Genomic DNA, 20,001 nt, shown 5'->3' on the forward strand with positions numbered 1-20,001 from the left:
TTATTTTTTTATTTTGGTATATGAACATTATTATTTTCGGAAAAGAATAAAGCGATTTCAGTTTTCTGACACTTTATTGTAGACAGCGTGCCAATCATCTTATACAATGGCAATGTAATGTTTTTTAAACATTAAAAAACTTTTCGAGTAAAACAGGAAAACAGGGGAGGATGGGACCATGAATATCCATGAGTACCAAGGTAAGGCAGTCCTTAAAAGCTATGGGGTTAGCGTTCCGAACGGGAAAGTTGCATTTACAGTAGAAGAAGCTGTAGAAGCAGCGAAAGAATTAGGAACGGATGTATGTGTAGTTAAAGCGCAAATTCACGCTGGTGGACGCGGCAAAGCTGGCGGTGTAAAAGTTGCGAAAAATTTAGAAGAAGTTCGTACATATGCAGAAAGCATTTTAGGAACTACACTTGTAACGCATCAAACAGGTCCTGAAGGTAAGGAAGTAAAACGCTTACTTATCGAAGAAGGTTGCGATATTAAGAAAGAATATTATGTAGGTCTAGTGTTAGATCGTGCAACTTCTCAAGTTGTTTTAATGGCATCTGAAGAAGGTGGAACAGAAATTGAAGAAGTAGCAGAAAAAACACCTGAAAAAATCTTTAAAGAATATATTGATCCAGCAGTAGGTTTACAAGGTTTCCAAGCGCGTCGAATCGCATTTAACATCAATATTCCAAAAGAGCTTGTAGGACAAGCTGTGAAGTTTATGATGGGCTTATATCGTGCGTTTATTGAAAAAGATTGCTCTATCGCTGAAATTAATCCACTTGTTACAACAGGTGACGGTAAAGTAATGGCGTTAGATGCAAAATTAAACTTTGATTCTAATGCATTATATCGTCATAAAGACATTTTAGAGCTGCGTGATCTTGATGAAGAAGATTCAAAAGAAGTTGAAGCATCTAAATATGACTTAAACTACATTCCTTTAGATGGAAATATCGGTTGTATGGTAAATGGTGCAGGTTTAGCGATGGCTACAATGGATATCATTAAACATTACCATGGTGACCCAGCTAACTTCTTAGATGTTGGTGGCGGTGCAACGGCTGAAAAAGTAACAGAAGCATTCAAAATTATCCTTTCTGACAAAAATGTAAAAGGTATCTTCGTTAACATTTTTGGTGGCATTATGAAGTGTGATGTTATCGCAGAAGGTGTTATTGAAGCAACGAAGCAAGTAGGTCTTGAATTACCTTTAGTTGTACGTCTTGAAGGTACAAACGTAGAATTAGGTAAGAAAATTTTAAATGAGTCTGGCTTAAATATTGTTGCAGCAGAATCTATGGCAGACGGTGCACAGAAAATTGTTTCACTAGTGGGCTAATAGAAAGCGGGGGAGAAAAATGAGCGTATTAGTTAATAAAGATACAAAAGTTATTGTTCAAGGTATTACTGGTTCTCAAGGATTATTCCATACAAAACAAATGATTGAATACGGTACGAAAATTGTCGGTGGTGTAACACCTGGTAAAGGCGGCACTGATATTGAAGGTGTACCAGTATTTGATACAGTAGAAGATGCTGTGAAAGCAACAGGCGCAAACGCTTCAGTTGTATACGTTCCACCCGCTTTTGCTGCTGATGCAATTATGGAAGCAGTTGATGCGAAGATTGATTTAGTAGTATGTATTACTGAAGGAATTCCTGTATTAGATATGGTTAACGTAAAGAGATATATGGCTGGTAAACATACACGTTTACTTGGACCAAACTGTCCAGGTGTCATTACACCTGATGAATGTAAAATCGGTATTATGCCAGGATACATTCACAAAAAAGGTCATGTAGGTATCGTATCTCGTTCTGGTACATTAACATATGAAGCTGTACACCAGTTAACACAAGAAGGTATTGGCCAATCTACTGCTGTAGGTATCGGTGGGGACCCTGTTAACGGTACAGACTTTATTGATGCGTTAAAAGCATTTAATGAAGATGAAGAAACACATGCTGTAATTATGATTGGTGAAATCGGAGGTACAGCAGAAGAAGAAGCAGCTGAATGGGTAAAAGCTAATATGACAAAACCAGTTGTAGGCTTCATTGGTGGCCAAACAGCGCCTGAAGGCAAACGTATGGGTCATGCGGGGGCAATCATTTCTGGCGGCAAAGGAACTGCTGCTGAAAAGATTAAAACAATGGAAGCTTGTGGTATTAAAGTGGCTGAAACACCAGCTGTTATGGGTGAAACGTTAATCTCTGTTTTAAAAGAAAAGGGATTATTTGAAACTTGTAAAAACTATTAATCTTTTTGAAAGGCACCTTCTTATTTGAGGGTGTCTTTTTACAATTTTTCTGTTTACATAATAAAAATTATGGGTAAGGAGAATTAGGATGAAAAGAGAGCGATTATTACATCTGCATTACGTGTTAGCGGATCATTGGAAGGCGATGGAGAGGCTGCTATATGTCGATCCAGAATTGAAGGTAATATACAATTTTAACCAAAAACAAATAGAAAACTACACTGGAATATCCCCGAAAAAATCTGCAGAACTAGTACATTTCCTCCAAAATTCAAACCTTTTGCAATATATATCTTATTTAGAGAGAAATCAAATCTTTTATGTGACTATATGGGATGAAAATTACCCGCAATTATTACGTGAAATACAAGACCCTCCTTTTGTTTTATATGGAAAAGGAGAGAAGAATTTTCTAAATAAAGTAAATAAATTAGCGGTTGTTGGAACGAGAGAACCGTCGTTATACAGTCATGAGAGTATGGAGTTTATTTTACATCCTTTATTAGAAAGAGAATGGCTTATTGTGAGCGGATTTGCAAAAGGGATAGATACAATATCTCATGAAGTTACAGTAAAGAAACATCGTCCGACTATTGCGATATTGGGACACGGATTATCTTATATGTATCCGAAAGAGAATAGACGTTTATATGAAAAGTGGGAGGAATATATATTGCTATTAACAGAGTATCCTCCGCACTATGCACCGAAAAAATGGTATTTTCCAAAAAGAAATCGAATTATTAGCGGGATAAGTAAAGGGGTTTTAGTTGTAGAAGCAAAATCAAGAAGTGGGTCACTTATTACGGCAGACCTTGCATTAGAGCAAAATAGAGAGGTATTTGCGCTTCCTGGACCAATATTTATTGATAGTGCATCGGGAACGAATCAGCTTATTCAACAAGGTGCAAAACTAGTACGAAATGCAGAGGATATCTTTGAAGAAATAATAAATTAACCTTATATTTTTATGTTTTTATTAAACAATTATTGACAAATGGTAGATTGGCACTGTATGGTATATTCATTCTTGATTGACAAAAACAAGAGAAATCAATAAGATTAATGAAGACTTGAATCCACCTCTTAAGGAGGCACTAGCATGTCAGATTACCTCGTAATCGTGGAGTCGCCTTCTAAGGCGAAGACCATTGAGAAATATTTAGGGAAAAAATACAAAGTCGTTGCGTCCATGGGACATGTTCGCGATTTACCTAAAAGCCAAATGGGGATAGAAGTAAAGAACAACTTCACCCCGAAGTATATTACCATTCGTGGTAAAGGTCCCGTTTTAAAAGATTTAAAATCAGCGGCAAAAAAAGCAAAGAAAGTCTATCTCGCGGCCGATCCAGACCGTGAAGGAGAAGCAATTGCTTGGCATTTAGCGAATACGTTAAATGTGGATGTTGAATCAGATTGTCGAGTTGTCTTCAATGAAATTACAAAAGATGCAATAAAAGAATCATTTAAACATCCTCGTGCAATTAATATGGATTTAGTAGATGCACAACAAGCAAGACGTATACTTGATCGTCTAGTTGGTTACAATATTAGTCCTTTATTATGGAAGAAAGTAAAAAAAGGATTAAGTGCAGGTCGTGTACAATCTGTAGCAGTTCGTTTAATTATCGAACGTGAAAGGGAGATTCAAAACTTTGAGCCTGAAGAATTCTGGACAATTAAAACAGAGTTTGTAAAAGGGAAAGATACATTTGAAGCAAGCTTTTACGGTGTAGATGGTGAAAAGGTTCAATTAACGAATGAAACGCAAGTGAATGAAATAATTGAACAGATGAAAGATAATGCGTTTTCAGTTGAAAATGTAACGAGAAAAGAGCGAAAACGTAATCCTGCTTTACCGTTTACAACATCTTCCTTGCAACAAGAAGCAGCACGTAAGTTAAATATGCGAGCAAAGAAAACAATGATGCTTGCACAGCAACTGTATGAAGGGATAGATCTTGGGAAACAAGGGACTGTGGGTCTTATAACGTATATGAGAACTGACTCAACGCGTATCTCAGAAACAGCTCAAACAGAGGCTCGTACTTACATTACTGAGGCGTATGGTGCGGAATACATAGGAACAGAGAAGAAGAAAGAAACGAAAAAATCAAATGCACAAGATGCGCATGAGGCAATTCGTCCTACTTCGGTAATGAGAAAGCCAGAGGAACTAAAAAGTTTCTTAGGTCGTGACCAACTTCGGTTGTATAAATTGATTTGGGAGCGATTTGTTGCAAGTCAAATGGCGTCTGCTATAATGGATACTGTTACAGCGAAACTCATTAATAACAATGTTCAGTTCCGTGCAAGTGGCTCGGTTGTAAAGTTCCCGGGGTTTATGAAAGTGTATGTTGAGTCAAAAGATGATGGTGCGGAAGAAAAGGATAAGATGTTGCCACCGTTAGAAGTGGGAGAAACGGTATTTTCAAAAGATATAGAGCCGAAACAACACTATACCCAGCCACCGCCACGTTATACAGAGGCTCGTTTAGTAAGAACACTTGAAGAACTTGGGATTGGAAGACCATCCACTTATGTGCCGACACTTGAAACAATTCAAAAACGCGGTTATGTTGCTTTAGATAATAAACGTTTCGTTCCAACTGAATTGGGTGGAATAGTAATCGAACTTATTTTAGAGTTTTTCCCAGAAATTATTAACATTGAATTCACAGCTAACATGGAGCAAAGCCTTGATGAAGTGGAAGAAGGAAATGCGAATTGGGTGAAAATTGTTGATGATTTCTACGTAGGATTTGAACCGCGCTTAGAAAAAGCGGAAAAAGAAATGCGTGAAGTGGAAATTAAAGATGAACCAGCTGGGGAAGACTGTGAATTATGTGGTCATCCAATGGTCTTTAAAATGGGTAAATATGGGAAGTTTATGGCTTGCTCGAATTTCCCTGATTGTCGTAATACAAAACCGATTGTGAAAGAAATCGGTGTAATTTGTCCGAAGTGTGAAGAAGGACAAATTATTGAACGTCGTAGTAACAAAAAGAAACGTCTTTTCTACGGATGCGGTACGTATCCAGAATGCGACTTTGTATCTTGGGATAAGCCGATTGGCCGTAAATGTCCGAAGTGTGAAGGGATGCTTGTAGAGAAGAAGTTGAAAAAAGGCGTGCAAGTACAATGTATTTCGTGTGATTATGAAGAAGAACAACAAATGTGAGCGTAACTGCTCACATTTTTTTCGGGAAGAAAAGGAAAGGTGATATATATATGACAACACAAGTAGTAAACGTCATTGGCGCAGGTCTTGCAGGAAGTGAAGCAGCTTACCAAATTGCAAAACGTGGTGTCCAAGTAAAATTATATGAAATGAGACCAGTAAGGCAAACGCCAGCTCATCACACAGATAAGTTTGCTGAATTAGTGTGCAGTAACTCATTACGTGCAAACACATTAACAAATGCCGTTGGAGTTATTAAAGAAGAAATGCGTTTAATGGATTCTGTCATTATTCGTGCAGCTGATGAGTGCTCTGTACCAGCTGGAGGAGCTTTAGCGGTTGACCGTCATGAGTTTGCAGCTAAAGTGACTGAATACGTAAAGAATCATCCGAATGTAACTGTAGTGAATGAAGAGCTTACTGAAATTCCAGAAGGACCAACAATTATTGCAACAGGTCCACTTACATCTCCTGATCTTGCTGCACAATTAAAAGAACTAACAGGTGAAGATTATTTCTATTTCTACGATGCAGCAGCACCAATCGTTGAAAAAGACAGCATTGATATGAACAAAGTATATTTAAAGTCTCGTTATGATAAAGGAGAAGCGGCATATTTAAACTGTCCTATGACAGAAGAAGAATTTGATCGTTTTTATGAGGCTTTAATTGCTGCTGAGACAGTACCTTTAAAAGAATTTGAAAAGGAAATTTTCTTTGAAGGTTGTATGCCAGTGGAAGTTATGGCAAGCAGAGGAAGACAGACGCTAGTATTTGGACCAATGAAACCTGTTGGATTAGAAGATCCGAAAACAGGGAAAACGCCATATGCTGTTGTTCAGTTACGTCAAGATGATGCAGCGGGAACGTTATACAATATCGTAGGTTTCCAAACGCATTTAAAGTGGGGACCACAAAAAGAAGTGTTACAGTTAATTCCAGGACTGGAGAACGCAGAAATTGTACGCTACGGTGTAATGCATCGTAATACGTTTATTAATTCACCTAATTTACTTCGTCCGACGTATCAATATAAACAACGTGATGATTTATTCTTTGCTGGTCAAATGACTGGAGTAGAGGGATATGTTGAATCGGCGGCATCAGGGTTATTAGCAGGTATTAACGCTGCTCGACTTGTAAAAGGCGAAGAGCCAGTTGTATTACCACCTGTAACTGCAATGGGAAGTATGGCAAATTATATTACTGCGACAAATGCGAAAAACTTCCAGCCTATGAATGCAAACTTCGGTCTATTTGCACCGTTAGAGAAGAAGATCAAAAAGAAGGCAGAACGAAATGAAGCGTATGCTACACGCGCTTTAGAAACAATTCGAAATTTTGTAAATATTTAGTTAAATTTCTTGCAAAGGCTACTAAGTTGTGATACGATTTAGTAGCCTTTATTGAGGTGAGTTATGTGAATGTGAAGAAATTGTTACAATTATTCGTTGGATATTTACAAATTGAAAGAAATTATTCAAAATATACAATTGCAAGTTATCAAAATGATTTAGAACATTTTGTGCAATTTATGGAGCGAGAAGGCATATCCTCTTTTTTAGATGTTACATACGCGGATGTTCGTTTGTACTTAACGACGTTGCACGATGAAAAGTTAGCCCGTAAATCTGTCGCAAGAAAAGTGTCAAGCTTACGAAGTTTATATCGTTTTTTAATGCGTGAAGGTTATCGGAAAGATAACCCGTTTGCACTTGCGTCACTCCCCAAAAAAGAATTGTCAATCCCAAAGTTTTTATATGCTGAAGAATTAGAGGAATTATTTGAAGTTTCTGATACGGAAACGCCGCTAGGTCAAAGGAATCAAGCTTTATTAGAGTTGATGTATGCGACGGGGATCCGTGTGAGTGAATGTGTCAACCTACAACTTACCGATATTGACTTTGCAGTGGGAACAATTTTAGTGATGGGAAAAGGAAAAAAACAAAGGTATATTCCGTTCGGAAGTTATGCACAAGATGCTTTAATTACTTATATGGAGAACGGGAGAAAACAGTTAGCTAACAAGACTGAAGAACAATCTCATATGGTATTTTTAAATGCGAAAGGTACGCCGCTAACAAGTCGTGGTGTGCGCTATGTATTAAACGAACTCATTAAGAAGGCTTCATTGACAATGCGGATAAGTCCCCATATGTTAAGGCATACATTTGCTACACACATGTTAGATGAAGGGGCAGATTTACGTACTGTACAGGAGCTGTTAGGTCATGAAAATTTGTCGACGACACAAATTTATACGCATGTCTCTAAAGAAAGATTGCGTTCTGTTTACATGAAGCATCACCCGCGGGCATAAATTGCTTTTAAAGCTATAAAAACATATAAAGGAGTTTTTTCTATGGGAAATTTCCACGCTACAACGATATTTGCAGTTCATCATAATGGAGAATGTGCAATGGCTGGAGATGGCCAGGTAACGATGGGGAATGCTGTTGTAATGAAACATACAGCTCGTAAAGTTCGTAGACTTTTCCAAGGGAAAGTTTTAGCTGGTTTTGCAGGTTCAGTTGCGGACGCATTTACTCTTTTTGAAATGTTTGAAGGGAAATTAGAAGAGTATAACGGGAACTTGCAGCGTGCTGCAGTTGAAATGGCGAAACAATGGCGTGGGGATAAAATGCTGCGTCAGTTAGAAGCGATGCTCATTGTCATGGATAAAACAACTATGCTCCTTGTTTCGGGCACAGGAGAAGTAATTGAACCGGATGATGGTATTTTAGCAATTGGATCTGGTGGAAATTATGCACTTTCTGCAGGTCGTGCTTTAAAACAATATGCAAGTGAACATTTAACTGCGAAGCAGATTGCGAAAGCGAGTCTAGAAATTGCAGGCGATATTTGTGTTTATACGAACCACAACATAATTGTTGAAGAATTGTAGAATCGTAAGGGAGGCATTTTATATGCATTTACATTTTACTCCGCGCCAAATTGTGGAAAAATTAGATCAATACATCATCGGTCAAAAAGATGCAAAGAAAGCGGTTGCTGTAGCTTTGAGAAATCGATATCGTCGCAGTAAACTAGCTGAAAATTTACGTGATGAAATTGCACCTAAAAATATTTTAATGATTGGACCGACAGGTGTTGGTAAAACAGAGGTGGCACGACGAATGGCGAAACTCGTTGGAGCACCTTTTATTAAGGTTGAAGCTACTAAATTCACAGAAGTTGGATATGTAGGGAGAGATGTAGAGTCGATGGTACGTGACCTTGTAGAAACGTCAGTACGCATCGTGAAAGAAGAAATGGTAGTTAAAGTTCAAGATAAAGCAGAAGAGCAAGCGAACCAACGTCTTGTTGAAATTTTAGTGCCAAGTCCGGAGAAGCAATCTGGATTTAAAAATCCATTAGAAATGCTTTTTGGCGGTGCTCAAAATTCGAATCAAACATCCGATGAGCAAGAAGATGTTGAAATCGAAAAGAAACGTCAAGACGTGGAAAGAAAGCTTGCTGCAGGACTTCTTGAAGATGAAATTGTATCGATTGAAGTGACTGAGCAACAGTCTTCAATGTTTGATATGTTACAAGGAACTGGTATGGAACAAATGGGAATGAATTTCCAAGATGCATTAGGAAGTTTTATGCCGAAAAAAACGAAAAAACGTAAACTTTCTGTAAAAGAAGCAAGAAAACTCTTGACAAATGAGGAAGCACAGCGCTTAATTGATATGGATGAAGTTACACAAGAGGCTGTTTATCGTGCTGAACAGCTCGGGATTATTTTTATCGATGAAATTGACAAAATTGCTGGTAAGCAGTCGAATAGCGTAGATGTATCACGTGAAGGTGTGCAACGTGACATTTTACCAATTGTAGAAGGATCGAATGTTGCGACAAAATATGGATCAGTAAAAACGGATTATATTTTATTCGTTGCAGCAGGAGCGTTTCATATGTCTAAACCGTCGGATTTAATTCCGGAATTGCAAGGGAGATTTCCGATTCGAGTAGAATTAACGAAATTATCGACAGATGATTTTGTTAAAATATTAATCGAGCCTGACAATGCGTTAATTAAACAGTATATGGCATTATTAGCGACTGAAGGTATAGAAATTGAATTTTCAGACGAAGCTATTCGTAAGATTGCTGAGATTGCTTATCAAGTTAATCAGGATACAGATAATATTGGAGCAAGAAGACTCCATACGATTATGGAGAAGCTCCTTGAAGATTTATCGTTTGAAGCATCTGAAATTACGTTAGAGAAAATAACGATAACACCTCAATACGTTGAGGAGAAATTAGCAACAATTGCTAAAAATAAAGATGTGAGCCAGTTTATTTTGTAATAGTGTCATCAGGTGACTCGCCCTAGTTTCCAAGTGATGAAAAAATATGTGAGTAACATGTAGGAGGAACTTTTGAAATGGAATTATTAGCAAAAACAAGAAAATTAAATGCGTTATTACAGAGCGCAGCAGGAAAGCCTGTAAACTTTAGAGAAATGTCTGACACAATGTGTGAAGTAATCGAAGCGAACGTATTCGTAGTAAGTCGTCGTGGTAAATTACTAGGTTATGCAATTCACCAACAAATCGAGAACGAGCGTATGAAACAAATGCTTGCAGAGCGTCAATTCCCAGAAGAATATACGCAAAGCTTATTCAATGTAACGGAAACATCTTCAAACTTAGATGTAAACAGTGCTTACACAGCATTCCCAGTAGAAAATAGAGAATTATTCGGTCAAGGTTTAACTACAATCGTACCAATCGTTGGTGGCGGTGAGCGTCTAGGTACATTAGTGTTAGCTCGTCTTGGTCAAGAGTTCTTAGATGATGATTTAATCCTTGCTGAATACAGTTCAACTGTAGTAGGTATGGAAATCTTACGTGAAAAAGCAGAAGAAATCGAAGAGGAAGCACGTAGTAAAGCTGTTGTTCAAATGGCGATTAGCTCATTATCTTACAGTGAGTTAGAAGCAATTGAGCACATTTTCGAAGAGTTAAACGGAACAGAAGGTCTACTTGTTGCAAGTAAAATTGCTGATCGTGTAGGAATCACTCGTTCTGTGATTGTAAATGCACTACGTAAATTAGAAAGTGCTGGTGTAATCGAGTCTCGTTCTTTAGGTATGAAAGGAACATACATTAAAGTATTAAACGACAAATTTTTACATGAACTTGCTAAATTAAAAACAAACTAATTTATAAAAACTCTCCTCAAATGAGGAGAGTTTTTTGTATATAAGAGATTGATGTTGTTTGTGAAAAGCGCCATAATCGTGTTCTTTGGAAAACTATGAATTGAATTTTATTTTTTCGCTTAAAAGAAATACAGGTTGGTAATACTAGAATTCGAGTGTGAATAAAGAAAGTTTTACATTGTTCGCATTTTCGACTTGATTGTAATATTTCAGTATGATATAGTAAGCAGTGGTGTCAGTACAAAGTACACACGTTTACTGATTTAAGTGTTGGTGCTACGGTTGTAGTTTCGCTTAGAGATGAAGTAAACGGAGGATATCAAAAACCATTTAGGAGGAACTATATTATGTCAGTAATTTCTATGAAGCAATTGCTTGAAGCTGGTGTTCATTTCGGACATCAAACACGTCGTTGGAACCCAAAAATGAAGCGTTACATTTTCACAGAGCGTAACGGTATCTACATCATCGACTTACAAAAAACTGTGAAAAAAGTTGAGGAAGCTTACAGAACGATGCGCGACATCGCTGCTGAAGGCGGAGACATTTTATTCGTAGGTACTAAAAAACAAGCACAAGAAGCTATTAAAGAAGAAGCAACTCGTGCTGGTATGTACTTCGTTAACCAACGTTGGTTAGGTGGAACTTTAACAAACTTCCAAACAATCCAAAAGCGTATCAAGCGCCTTAAAGACATCGAAAGAATGCAAGAAGATGGTACTTTCGAAGTACTTCCTAAGAAAGAAGTTGTTCAACTTAAAAAAGAGTTAGAGCGTCTTGAGAAATTCTTAGGCGGTATTAAAGATATGAAAGGTCTTCCAAGTGCATTATTCGTAGTAGACCCTCGTAAAGAGCGTATTGCAGTTGCTGAAGCACGCAAATTACACATTCCAATCATCGGTATCGTTGATACAAACTGTGATCCAGACGAAATCGATCACGTTATCCCAGCAAACGATGATGCAATTCGTGCTGTAAAACTTCTTACATCTAAAATGGCAGACGCGATCCTTGAAGCAAAACAAGGTGAAGAAACTGTTACTGCGTAACAAATTTGGAAAGGTGATAAGGGGTTCGGCCTTTTATCACCTTTTTTAAGGTATAAAAACCTTTTTAAAAGGTATAAATACATATTTTAGGAGGATGAAAAACATGGCAATCACTGCACAAATGGTAAAAGAACTTCGTGAAAAAACAGGCGCAGGTATGATGGACTGCAAAAAGGCTTTAACTGAAACAAACGGCGACATGGAGAAAGCAATTGACTTCTTACGTGAAAAAGGTATTGCAAAAGCTGCTAAAAAAGCTGACCGCATCGCTGCTGAAGGTTTAACTTTCATCGAAACAAACGGTAACGACGGTTTAATCTTAGAATTAAACTCTGAAACTGATTTTGTTGCGAAAAACGAAGGTTTCCAAGCTTTAATTAAAGAATTAGCTGCTCACTTATTAGCTAACAAACCAGCTAATGTTGAAGAAGCTATGGCTCAAACAATTGAAGGCGGTAAAACAGTAGAAGAGCACATCAATGAAGCAATTGCTAAAATTGGTGAAAAACTTACACTTCGTCGTTTCGAAATCGTATCAAAAACGGATGCTGATGCATTCGGCGCTTACCTACACATGGGTGGACGTATTGGTGTATTAACAGTTCTTGAAGGTTCTACTGACGAAGCAGCTGCTAAAGATGTAGCAATGCACATTGCAGCAGTTAACCCTAAATACATTGACCGTGATGCTGTAACAGCTGAAGAAGTTGAGCATGAGCGTCAAGTATTAACACAACAAGCTTTAAACGAAGGCAAGCCTGAAAAAATCGTTGCAAAAATGGTAGAAGGCCGTCTTGGCAAATTCTTCGAAGAAATTTGCTTACTTGACCAAGCATTCGTTAAAAACCCTGATATGAAAGTTCGTCAATTCGTTGAGTCTAAAGGCGGAACATTAAAAGGATTCGTTCGCTACGCTGTTGGTGAAGGTATCGAAAAACGCGAAGACAACTTTGCTGAAGAAGTAATGAACCAAGTAAAAGGTAACAACTAATACAGATTAGGGAACACATTGTGTTCCCTTTTTTAAAATAAAGATGTAAGCAATTGGAGGTTCATTATGAGTAAACCGAAATATAATCGTGTCGTTTTAAAGCTGAGCGGAGAAGCTTTAGCTGGCGAGCAAGGATTTGGAATTAACCCAGCTGTTATCAAGTCAGTTGCGGAACAAGTGAAAGAAATTGCAGAACTTGATGTAGAGGTTGCTGTTGTTGTTGGTGGCGGTAACATTTGGCGTGGGAAAATTGGAAGCGAAATGGGCATGGATCGTGCAGGAGCAGATTACATGGGCATGTTAGCGACAGTTATGAATTCACTAGCTCTTCAAGATAGTTTAGAGAATATTGGAATTCAAACTCGCGTTCAAACTTCAATTGAGATGCGTCAAGTGGCAGAGCCTTACATTCGTCGTAAAGCAATTCGTCACTTAGAGAAAAAACGTGTTGTTATCTTTGCCGCAGGTACTGGTAACCCATACTTCTCTACAGATACGACAGCAGCATTACGTGCAGCGGAAATCGAAGCGGACGTTATTTTAATGGCGAAAAATAATGTGGATGGCGTATATAGTGCAGATCCATCTATTGATCCAACTGCTACGAAGTACGAAACGCTTACTTACTTAGATGTATTAAAAGAAGGTTTAGGTGTAATGGATTCTACAGCTTCTTCTCTATGTATGGATAATGATATTCCATTAATTGTATTCTCGGTTATGGAAAAAGGTAATATTAAACGTGCCGTTTTAGGCGAAAATATCGGAACAGTTGTAAGGGGGAAATAATTATGGGACAACAAGTATTGAAGTCTTCAAATGAAAAAATGGAAAAAGCAGTTGCTGCTTATTCTCGTGAATTAGCAACAGTTCGCGCTGGTCGTGCAAGCTCGTCTGTATTAGATAAGGTACAAGTTGATTACTATGGTGCACCAACACCAGTTGTTCAATTAGCGAACATTACAGTTCCAGAAGCACGTTTGCTTGTAATTCAACCGTATGATAAAACTTCTATCGGTGATATTGAAAAAGCAATTTTAAAAGCAGATTTAGGCTTAAACCCTTCTAATGACGGAACTGTAATTCGTATTGCATTCCCTGCATTAACAGAAGAGCGTCGTCGTGATCTTGTAAAAGTTGTGAAAAAATATGCTGAAGAAGCAAAAGTTGCGGTTCGTAACGTACGTCGTGACGGTAACGATGATCTTAAGAAGCTTGAAAAAGCTGGCGAGATTACGGAAGATGATTTAAGAGGATATACTGAAGATATCCAAAAAGAAACAGATAAATATATTGCAAAAGTTGACGAAATCGCAAAAAACAAAGAAAAAGAAATCATGGAAGTGTAATAGCGATAACTTCGCAAATATGACCCTCTTCTTAAGGGGGTCTTTTTACACTTTTAGGCATATGTCTGCTTGCTGGAGGGTATGAATGATGTTTAAAAACTTTCCTTTTTTTAAAAGTAAAAAGGACGCATCGTTTGATCATCTCGTTGAAGAAGTGAAAAAAGGGTATATACCAGAACATATTGCCATCATTATGGATGGTAATGGAAGATGGGCAAAGAGGAGAGCTATGCCTCGTATTGCGGGACATCATGAAGGTATGCAAGTTGTAAAGAAAATCACAAAATTTGCAAGTAAGCTTAATGTGAAAGTGTTAACTCTTTATGCTTTTTCAACTGAGAACTGGAAAAGACCGAAAAAGGAAGTTGACTATTTAATGAGGCTTCCAGAAGAATTTCTAGGTACATTTTTACCAGAATTGATTGAAGAAAACGTACAAGTCCGAGTAATAGGGCAAAAAGATCGTCTTCCTACGCATACACGCAGAGCGATGGAAAAAGCCATGGAAGATACGCAAGAGAATACGGGATTAATTCTCAATTTCGCGTTAAACTATGGAAGTCGAGATGAAATCGTTTCTGCTGTGCAACATATGATGAAAGATAGTGAGGAAGGAAAATTTCGTGCTGAAGAGATAAGTGAAGAAATGATTTCTTCCTACTTAATGACGGGTTCTTTACCTGATCCAGAGTTGTTAATTCGTACAAGCGGAGAGCTACGTATTAGTAATTTCATGTTATGGCAAATTGCATATTCGGAATTTTGGTTTACGGATGTGTATTGGCCAGACTTTACGGAAGAACATTTGCTTAGTGCGATTACAGACTTTCAACATAGAGGGCGCAGATTCGGAGGCGTGTAGAAAGAGAGGGTTTGGTAGTGAAACAGAGAATTATTACTGGAGTGGTTGCTGCCGCGCTATTCATTCCCATCGTAATTTACGGTGGCGTGCCTTTTACGGTTTTAGTGTATGCACTTGCTTCTATAGGTTTATATGAGTTAATTCGAATGAATAAGCTTACGCTTATTTCAGTACCAACAGTTTTAGCTGCGGTATTATTATGGACTATTTTAGTTCCAAGTAGTGCATCAGAACTATTTAGGTGGATTGGATTAGGTAAATTAGAAATTACGTTTGTGATTGTTTTATTACTTTTATCATATACAGTCCTTTCTAAGAATACATTTACTTTTGATAATGCTTCATTTTTACTTATGGCAACAACATATGTTGCAATGGGATTCTTATATCTGAATGAAACGAGAATATTAGGAATTAAATATGTGTTTTGCGCATTATTTGTTATATGGGCTACTGATTCAGGTGCATATTTCGTAGGAAAAGCATTAGGAAAAAGAAAATTATGGCCAGAAATTAGTCCAAATAAAACGATTGAAGGTTCAGTAGGTGGCATCGTTTGTGGAATTATTGTGGCACTTGTATACAACGTGTTCTTCCCAGTTGAATCGAATGTAGTAATTTTAATTGTGCTGACAATTATCATTTCTATTTTTGGACAAATTGGTGATTTAGTACAATCTGCATTTAAACGTCATTATGGCGTAAAAGATTCAGGTACAATTTTACCTGGACATGGTGGTATATTAGATCGAACAGATAGTTGGTTATTTGTGTTACCAATTCTCTACTTCTTATTGCAATACAATTAATAAATGAACGAGGGGTTGGAGTCATGAAAAACATTAGTTTATTAGGTGCAAGCGGATCAATTGGTACACAAACTTTAGATGTGTTACGCTCGCACCCAGACCAATTCCGTCTCGTTGCTTTTTCTGTAGGGAAAAATATTGACTACGCAGTAAAAGTAATTCAAGAATTTTCTCCGCAAATCGTTTCTGTGCAAAGAGCAGAAGATGTTATAAAATTACAAGCTGTTTCTGGTAATACAAAAGTTGTGTATGGTAGTGAAGGTCTTTTAGAAGTAGCATTACATCCAGATGCGGAGATTTTAGTAAATGCCGTTGTAGGTAGCGTAGGGTTGTTACCAACACTTCGTGCAATTGAGGCGAAAAAAACAATTGGAATTGCAAATAAAGAAACGTTAGTAACTGCAGGGCATCTAGTAATGGAAGCGGCGCGAAAACATAATGTTTCGTTACTTCCGGTAGATAGTGAACATTCAGCTATTTTTCAATGCTTGAATGGCGAAAATGAAAAAAGAATTTCTCGACTCATTATAACGGCTTCTGGTGGAAGTTTCCGTGATAAAACGAGAGATGAATTGCATCATGTGACCGTAGAAGATGCGCTTCGACATCCAAACTGGTCAATGGGTTCGAAAATTACAATTGATTCTGCTACAATGATGAATAAGGGACTAGAAGTAATTGAAGCACATTGGCTTTTTGGTATCCCTTATGAGCAAATTGATGTTGTTTTACATAAAGAAAGTATTATTCATTCTATGGTTGAATTTGAAGATCGTAGTGTAATGGCGCAGCTTGGCTCACCTGATATGCGAGTACCAATTCAATACGCGCTTACATATCCTGATAGATTACCTCTTTCAGATACAAAACAGTTAAACTTATGGGAAATGGGAACATTGCATTTTGAAAAAATGAACCAAGAACGTTTCCGTTGTCTACGTTTTGCGTATGAGGCTGGGAAAACAGGTGGAAGTATGCCAGCTGTAATGAACGCTGCAAATGAAGTAGCTGTTGAAGCTTTTTTACAAAAGAGAATTGGTTTCTTAACAGTGGAAGGCCTCATTGAAAAAGCAATGAACCATCACAATGTCATTGCACGTCCGAGCTTAGAGGAAATTCTGGAAATTGATGCAGCCACAAGACGGTTTGTGATGGAACAAATTTAGCAAAGGTGGTTATGGAATTGAATACAGCGATTGCCTTTATATTAATTTTCGGTGCACTCGTATTTTTCCATGAGCTAGGGCATCTATATTTCGCGAAAAGAGCAGGCATTTTATGCCGCGAGTTTGCGATTGGTTTTGGTCCGAAAATATTCTCATTTGAAAAGAATGAAACGGTGTATACGATTCGATTACTGCCCCTTGGTGGCTATGTAAGAATGGCTGGCGAGGATGCGGACACAGTTGAGTTAAAGCCAGGGAAAAAGGTTGGCCTTGTGCTAAATGAAAAAGACGAAGCTGTGAAATTAGTTTTTGATGGATATGAAAAATATCCAAATGTTCGTGTTATTGAAGTCGAACAAGCCGATTTAGAGCATAATCTAACGATTTCAGGCTATGAAGAGTATGAGGAAGAGCTTCAAACATTCCGAGTGAATGAAAAGGCTCGTATCATTACTGCTGGAGAAGAAATTCAAATTGCTCCGTATAACAGGCAATTTGGCTCTAAAAAATTGGGTCAACGTGCTTTAACAATCTTTGCGGGTCCTGCAATGAACTTCATTTTAGCATTTGTTATTTTTGTGATTCTTGGATTTGTACAAGGGGTTCCCATTGACAAACCAATGGTCGGAAAAATAATGGAAAATAGTGCAGCGCAGCAAGCTGGATTAAAAGAAAACGATACAATTCAAGCAATTGATGGGAAAAGTACAAGTACATGGAAAGATGTTGTTGCCATTGTACGTGAAAACCCGAATAAAGAAATTACGTTACAAGTAAAGCGTGATAATGAACAGCTTAATGTAAAAGTAACTCCAACACTCGATAAAGAAGGTAAAGAAGAAGTTGGTAGAATTGGTGTTTACTCTCCTGTAGAGAAAACAGTGATGGGTTCGATTAAATCAGGATTTGAACAAACGTACGAATGGACGAAACTAATTTTTGAGTCTCTTGTGAAATTAGTAACTGGTCAATTTTCTATTAATGAGTTGTCAGGTCCAGTAGGAATTTATAATCTAACAGATCAAGTCGTAGATTATGGATTTACGCGTGTGCTAAGTTTAGCGGCAGTTTTAAGTATAAACCTTGGTTTATTTAATCTATTACCAGTCCCTGCTTTAGACGGTGGACGTTTATTCTTCTTCTTAATCGAAGCGTTACGAGGAAAACCGATTGACCGTCAAAAAGAAGGAATGGTCCACTTTATTGGTTTTGCATTATTAATGTTACTAATGTTAGTTGTAACATGGAATGACATTCGTAAGTTTTTCTTGTAAAATAAAGTGAAACTTATAATGAAATAGAGCTCGTAGAATAAAATCCCTCACCTAACCCGAGGTGAGGGGTTTTACTGCGTGTAAGAGTAAAATGAAGAGGTGCGAATAAATGAAACAAAGTATGGTATTCAGTCCTACATTACGTGAAGTTCCAGCTGATGCTGAAATTAAGAGTCATCAATTATTACTTCGCGCAGGTTTTATGCGTCAAAATGCTTCTGGTATTTATAGTTTTCTACCATTTGGTTTAAAAGTACTACACAAAGTAGAACGTATCGTTCGAGAAGAAATGGAACGCGCAGGAGCTGTAGAATTATTAATGCCAGCGATGCAAGCTGCAGAATTATGGCAAGAATCAGGCCGTTGGTATTCTTACGGATCTGAATTAATGCGTATGAAAGATCGTAACGCTCGTGAATTTGCTTTAGGGGCGACACATGAAGAAGTAATTACTGATCTTGTACGTGATGAAGTAAAATCATATAAAAAATTACCGTTAACGCTATACCAAATTCAAACAAAGTTCCGTGACGAACAAAGACCTCGTTTCGGTTTATTACGTGGAAGAGAGTTTCTAATGAAAGATGCCTATTCTTTCCACGCTACGCAGGAGAGCTTAGATGAAGTGTATGATCGCTTATATAAAGCATACTCTAACATTTTTGCTCGTTGTGGCTTAAATTTCCGTGCGGTTATTGCTGACTCTGGAGCAATGGGCGGAAAAGATACACATGAATTTATGGTATTATCTGATGTTGGTGAAGATACTATTGCATACTCGGATACATCCAATTATGCAGCGAACATCGAAATGGCTCCTGTTGTAGCTACGTATACGAAGAGTGACGAAGCAGAAAAGGCACTTGAAAAAGTAGCAACGCCAGATCAAAAAGCAATTGAAGAAGTATCTGCATTCTTAAACATTGAAGCAGAACAGTGTATTAAGTCTATGGTATTTAAAGTAGACGAGAAATTAGTAGTTGTACTTGTTCGTGGTGATCATGAAGTAAACGATGTAAAAGTGAAAAATGTATACGGCGCTTCAGTTGTTGAGCTTGCTTCTCATGAAGAAGTAAAAGAATTATTAAATTGTGAAGTTGGTTCATTAGGACCGATTGGTGTAACAGGTGATATCGAAATTATTGCTGACCATGCTGTAGCATCAATTGTAAACGGATGTTCAGGAGCGAATGAAGAAGGGTTCCATTATGTAAATGTAAATCCAGAACGTGACTTTAAAGTAAGTCAATATACAGATTTACGCTTCATCCAAGAAGGAGACCAATCTCCAGATGGAAACGGAACAATTCTTTTCGCACGCGGAATTGAAGTTGGTCATGTATTTAAATTAGGAACTCGCTATAGTGAAGCGATGAACGCAACATTCCTAGATGAAAACGGGAAAACACAAGCACTTATTATGGGTTGTTACGGTATCGGTGTATCTCGTACAGTGGCAGCAATTGCAGAGCAGTTTAATGATGAGAACGGCTTAGTTTGGCCAAAAGCTGTAGCACCGTTCCATGTGCATGTAATTCCAGTAAATATGAAATCTGATGCACAACGTGAAATGGGTGAAAATATTTACAACTCATTACAAGAGCAAGGATATGAAGTATTACTAGATGATCGTGCAGAACGTGCAGGTGTTAAATTTGCAGATGCAGATTTATTTGGCCTTCCAGTTCGCGTTACGGTTGGTAAAAAAGCAGATGAAGGTATTGTAGAAGTGAAAGTACGTGCTACAGGCGAGTCTGAAGAAGTGAAAGTAGAAGAACTTCAAACATATATTGCTAATATTTTAAAATAAGAAGAGGTACCTCGTAATGAGGTACCTTCTCTTTCTTTGTAAACGTATTTTGTAAAAGAAGAAGGGAGACATC

General features: G+C 37.7%; 18 protein-coding genes. All 18 read left to right on the forward strand.

Features of this window, described 5'->3' with window-relative positions; all coding sequences use genetic code 11:
• Window positions 1-178: 178 nt before the first annotated feature.
• The 18 genes from sucC (at window position 179) to DPQ31_RS19730 (ending at window position 19,928) form a co-directional block, all read left to right on the forward strand.
• The gene (gene sucC / locus DPQ31_RS19645; protein WP_001020779.1) at window positions 179-1,339 is read left to right on the forward strand and encodes an ADP-forming succinate--CoA ligase subunit beta; all 1,161 of its coding nucleotides are present in this window, start codon (window positions 179-181) and stop codon (window positions 1,337-1,339) included.
• A gap of 19 nt (window positions 1,340-1,358) precedes the next feature.
• Window positions 1,359-2,261 carry a succinate--CoA ligase subunit alpha gene (gene sucD / locus DPQ31_RS19650; protein WP_000115185.1) on the forward strand — a complete coding sequence of 301 codons (903 nt, stop codon included), beginning with the start codon at window positions 1,359-1,361 and terminating at the stop codon, window positions 2,259-2,261.
• A gap of 88 nt (window positions 2,262-2,349) precedes the next feature.
• Window positions 2,350-3,219: a DNA-processing protein DprA gene (dprA, locus tag DPQ31_RS19655; protein WP_097956961.1), complete on the forward strand. Its 870-nt coding sequence runs from the start codon at window positions 2,350-2,352 to the stop codon at window positions 3,217-3,219.
• A 144-nt stretch (window positions 3,220-3,363) separates the two neighbouring features.
• Window positions 3,364-5,442 carry a type I DNA topoisomerase gene (gene topA, locus DPQ31_RS19660; RefSeq protein ID WP_001286961.1) on the forward strand — a complete coding sequence of 693 codons (2,079 nt, stop codon included), beginning with the start codon at window positions 3,364-3,366 and terminating at the stop codon, window positions 5,440-5,442.
• Window positions 5,443-5,492: 50 nt separating this feature from the next.
• Window positions 5,493-6,797 (forward strand): FADH(2)-oxidizing methylenetetrahydrofolate--tRNA-(uracil(54)-C(5))-methyltransferase TrmFO, encoded by a 1,305-nt coding sequence (gene trmFO, locus DPQ31_RS19665; protein WP_098821829.1) that lies wholly within the window; start codon window positions 5,493-5,495, stop codon window positions 6,795-6,797.
• A 65-nt stretch (window positions 6,798-6,862) separates the two neighbouring features.
• Complete coding sequence (gene xerC, locus DPQ31_RS19670; RefSeq protein ID WP_001101240.1) at window positions 6,863-7,762, forward strand: tyrosine recombinase XerC; 900 nt, start codon at window positions 6,863-6,865, stop codon at window positions 7,760-7,762.
• A 42-nt stretch (window positions 7,763-7,804) separates the two neighbouring features.
• Window positions 7,805-8,347, forward strand: coding sequence for an ATP-dependent protease proteolytic subunit HslV (gene hslV / locus DPQ31_RS19675; protein ID WP_000526274.1), 543 nt, complete (start codon window positions 7,805-7,807; stop codon window positions 8,345-8,347).
• A gap of 22 nt (window positions 8,348-8,369) precedes the next feature.
• Window positions 8,370-9,761 carry an ATP-dependent protease ATPase subunit HslU gene (gene hslU / locus DPQ31_RS19680; RefSeq protein WP_000550076.1) on the forward strand — a complete coding sequence of 464 codons (1,392 nt, stop codon included), beginning with the start codon at window positions 8,370-8,372 and terminating at the stop codon, window positions 9,759-9,761.
• A 77-nt stretch (window positions 9,762-9,838) separates the two neighbouring features.
• Entirely contained in the window at window positions 9,839-10,618 is a 780-nt protein-coding gene (gene codY, locus DPQ31_RS19685; protein ID WP_000421291.1) for a GTP-sensing pleiotropic transcriptional regulator CodY, read from the forward strand.
• A gap of 347 nt (window positions 10,619-10,965) precedes the next feature.
• Window positions 10,966-11,667 (forward strand): 30S ribosomal protein S2, encoded by a 702-nt coding sequence (rpsB, locus tag DPQ31_RS19690; protein ID WP_000111485.1) that lies wholly within the window; start codon window positions 10,966-10,968, stop codon window positions 11,665-11,667.
• Window positions 11,668-11,770: 103 nt separating this feature from the next.
• Window positions 11,771-12,658, forward strand: a complete 888-nt coding sequence (gene tsf / locus DPQ31_RS19695) for a translation elongation factor Ts (RefSeq protein ID WP_001018579.1) — start codon at window positions 11,771-11,773, stop codon at window positions 12,656-12,658.
• A gap of 66 nt (window positions 12,659-12,724) precedes the next feature.
• Window positions 12,725-13,447 (forward strand): UMP kinase, encoded by a 723-nt coding sequence (gene pyrH, locus DPQ31_RS19700; protein ID WP_000042662.1) that lies wholly within the window; start codon window positions 12,725-12,727, stop codon window positions 13,445-13,447.
• Between the two features lie 2 nt (window positions 13,448-13,449).
• Window positions 13,450-14,007 (forward strand): ribosome recycling factor, encoded by a 558-nt coding sequence (frr, locus tag DPQ31_RS19705; protein ID WP_000531505.1) that lies wholly within the window; start codon window positions 13,450-13,452, stop codon window positions 14,005-14,007.
• A gap of 85 nt (window positions 14,008-14,092) precedes the next feature.
• The gene (uppS, locus tag DPQ31_RS19710) at window positions 14,093-14,869 is read left to right on the forward strand and encodes an undecaprenyl pyrophosphate synthase (RefSeq protein ID WP_208730908.1); all 777 of its coding nucleotides are present in this window, start codon (window positions 14,093-14,095) and stop codon (window positions 14,867-14,869) included.
• 17 nt (window positions 14,870-14,886) lie between these two features.
• Window positions 14,887-15,678, forward strand: coding sequence for a phosphatidate cytidylyltransferase (gene cdsA, locus DPQ31_RS19715; RefSeq protein ID WP_000813595.1), 792 nt, complete (start codon window positions 14,887-14,889; stop codon window positions 15,676-15,678).
• A 23-nt stretch (window positions 15,679-15,701) separates the two neighbouring features.
• Complete coding sequence (dxr, locus tag DPQ31_RS19720) at window positions 15,702-16,844, forward strand: 1-deoxy-D-xylulose-5-phosphate reductoisomerase (RefSeq protein WP_208730909.1); 1,143 nt, start codon at window positions 15,702-15,704, stop codon at window positions 16,842-16,844.
• Window positions 16,845-16,861: 17 nt separating this feature from the next.
• Entirely contained in the window at window positions 16,862-18,118 is a 1,257-nt protein-coding gene (rseP, locus tag DPQ31_RS19725; protein WP_001090232.1) for an RIP metalloprotease RseP, read from the forward strand.
• Window positions 18,119-18,227: 109 nt separating this feature from the next.
• Window positions 18,228-19,928 (forward strand): proline--tRNA ligase, encoded by a 1,701-nt coding sequence (locus tag DPQ31_RS19730; protein ID WP_000814324.1) that lies wholly within the window; start codon window positions 18,228-18,230, stop codon window positions 19,926-19,928.
• Window positions 19,929-20,001 lie beyond the last annotated feature (73 nt).

The sequence above is a fragment of the Bacillus sp. COPE52 genome (genome assembly GCF_003355115.1).
GTDB classification, from domain to species: Bacteria; Bacillota; Bacilli; order Bacillales; family Bacillaceae_G; genus Bacillus_A; species Bacillus_A toyonensis.

Bases quoted from the DNA above. Each gene is read 5' to 3' on its own strand.
- sucC (WP_001020779.1), top strand. From the start codon at position 179: ATGAATATCCATGAGTACCAAGGTAAGGCAGTCCTTAAAAGCTATGGG.
- sucD (WP_000115185.1), top strand. From the start codon at position 1,359: ATGAGCGTATTAGTTAATAAAGATACAAAAGTTATTGTTCAAGGTATT.
- dprA (WP_097956961.1), top strand. From the start codon at position 2,350: ATGAAAAGAGAGCGATTATTACATCTGCATTACGTGTTAGCGGATCAT.
- topA (WP_001286961.1), top strand. From the start codon at position 3,364: ATGTCAGATTACCTCGTAATCGTGGAGTCGCCTTCTAAGGCGAAGACC.
- trmFO (WP_098821829.1), top strand. From the start codon at position 5,493: ATGACAACACAAGTAGTAAACGTCATTGGCGCAGGTCTTGCAGGAAGT.
- hslV (WP_000526274.1), top strand. From the start codon at position 7,805: ATGGGAAATTTCCACGCTACAACGATATTTGCAGTTCATCATAATGGA.
- hslU (WP_000550076.1), top strand. From the start codon at position 8,370: ATGCATTTACATTTTACTCCGCGCCAAATTGTGGAAAAATTAGATCAA.
- codY (WP_000421291.1), top strand. From the start codon at position 9,839: ATGGAATTATTAGCAAAAACAAGAAAATTAAATGCGTTATTACAGAGC.
- rpsB (WP_000111485.1), top strand. From the start codon at position 10,966: ATGTCAGTAATTTCTATGAAGCAATTGCTTGAAGCTGGTGTTCATTTC.
- tsf (WP_001018579.1), top strand. From the start codon at position 11,771: ATGGCAATCACTGCACAAATGGTAAAAGAACTTCGTGAAAAAACAGGC.
- pyrH (WP_000042662.1), top strand. From the start codon at position 12,725: ATGAGTAAACCGAAATATAATCGTGTCGTTTTAAAGCTGAGCGGAGAA.
- frr (WP_000531505.1), top strand. From the start codon at position 13,450: ATGGGACAACAAGTATTGAAGTCTTCAAATGAAAAAATGGAAAAAGCA.
- uppS (WP_208730908.1), top strand. From the start codon at position 14,093: ATGATGTTTAAAAACTTTCCTTTTTTTAAAAGTAAAAAGGACGCATCG.
- dxr (WP_208730909.1), top strand. From the start codon at position 15,702: ATGAAAAACATTAGTTTATTAGGTGCAAGCGGATCAATTGGTACACAA.
- DPQ31_RS19730 (WP_000814324.1), top strand. From the start codon at position 18,228: ATGAAACAAAGTATGGTATTCAGTCCTACATTACGTGAAGTTCCAGCT.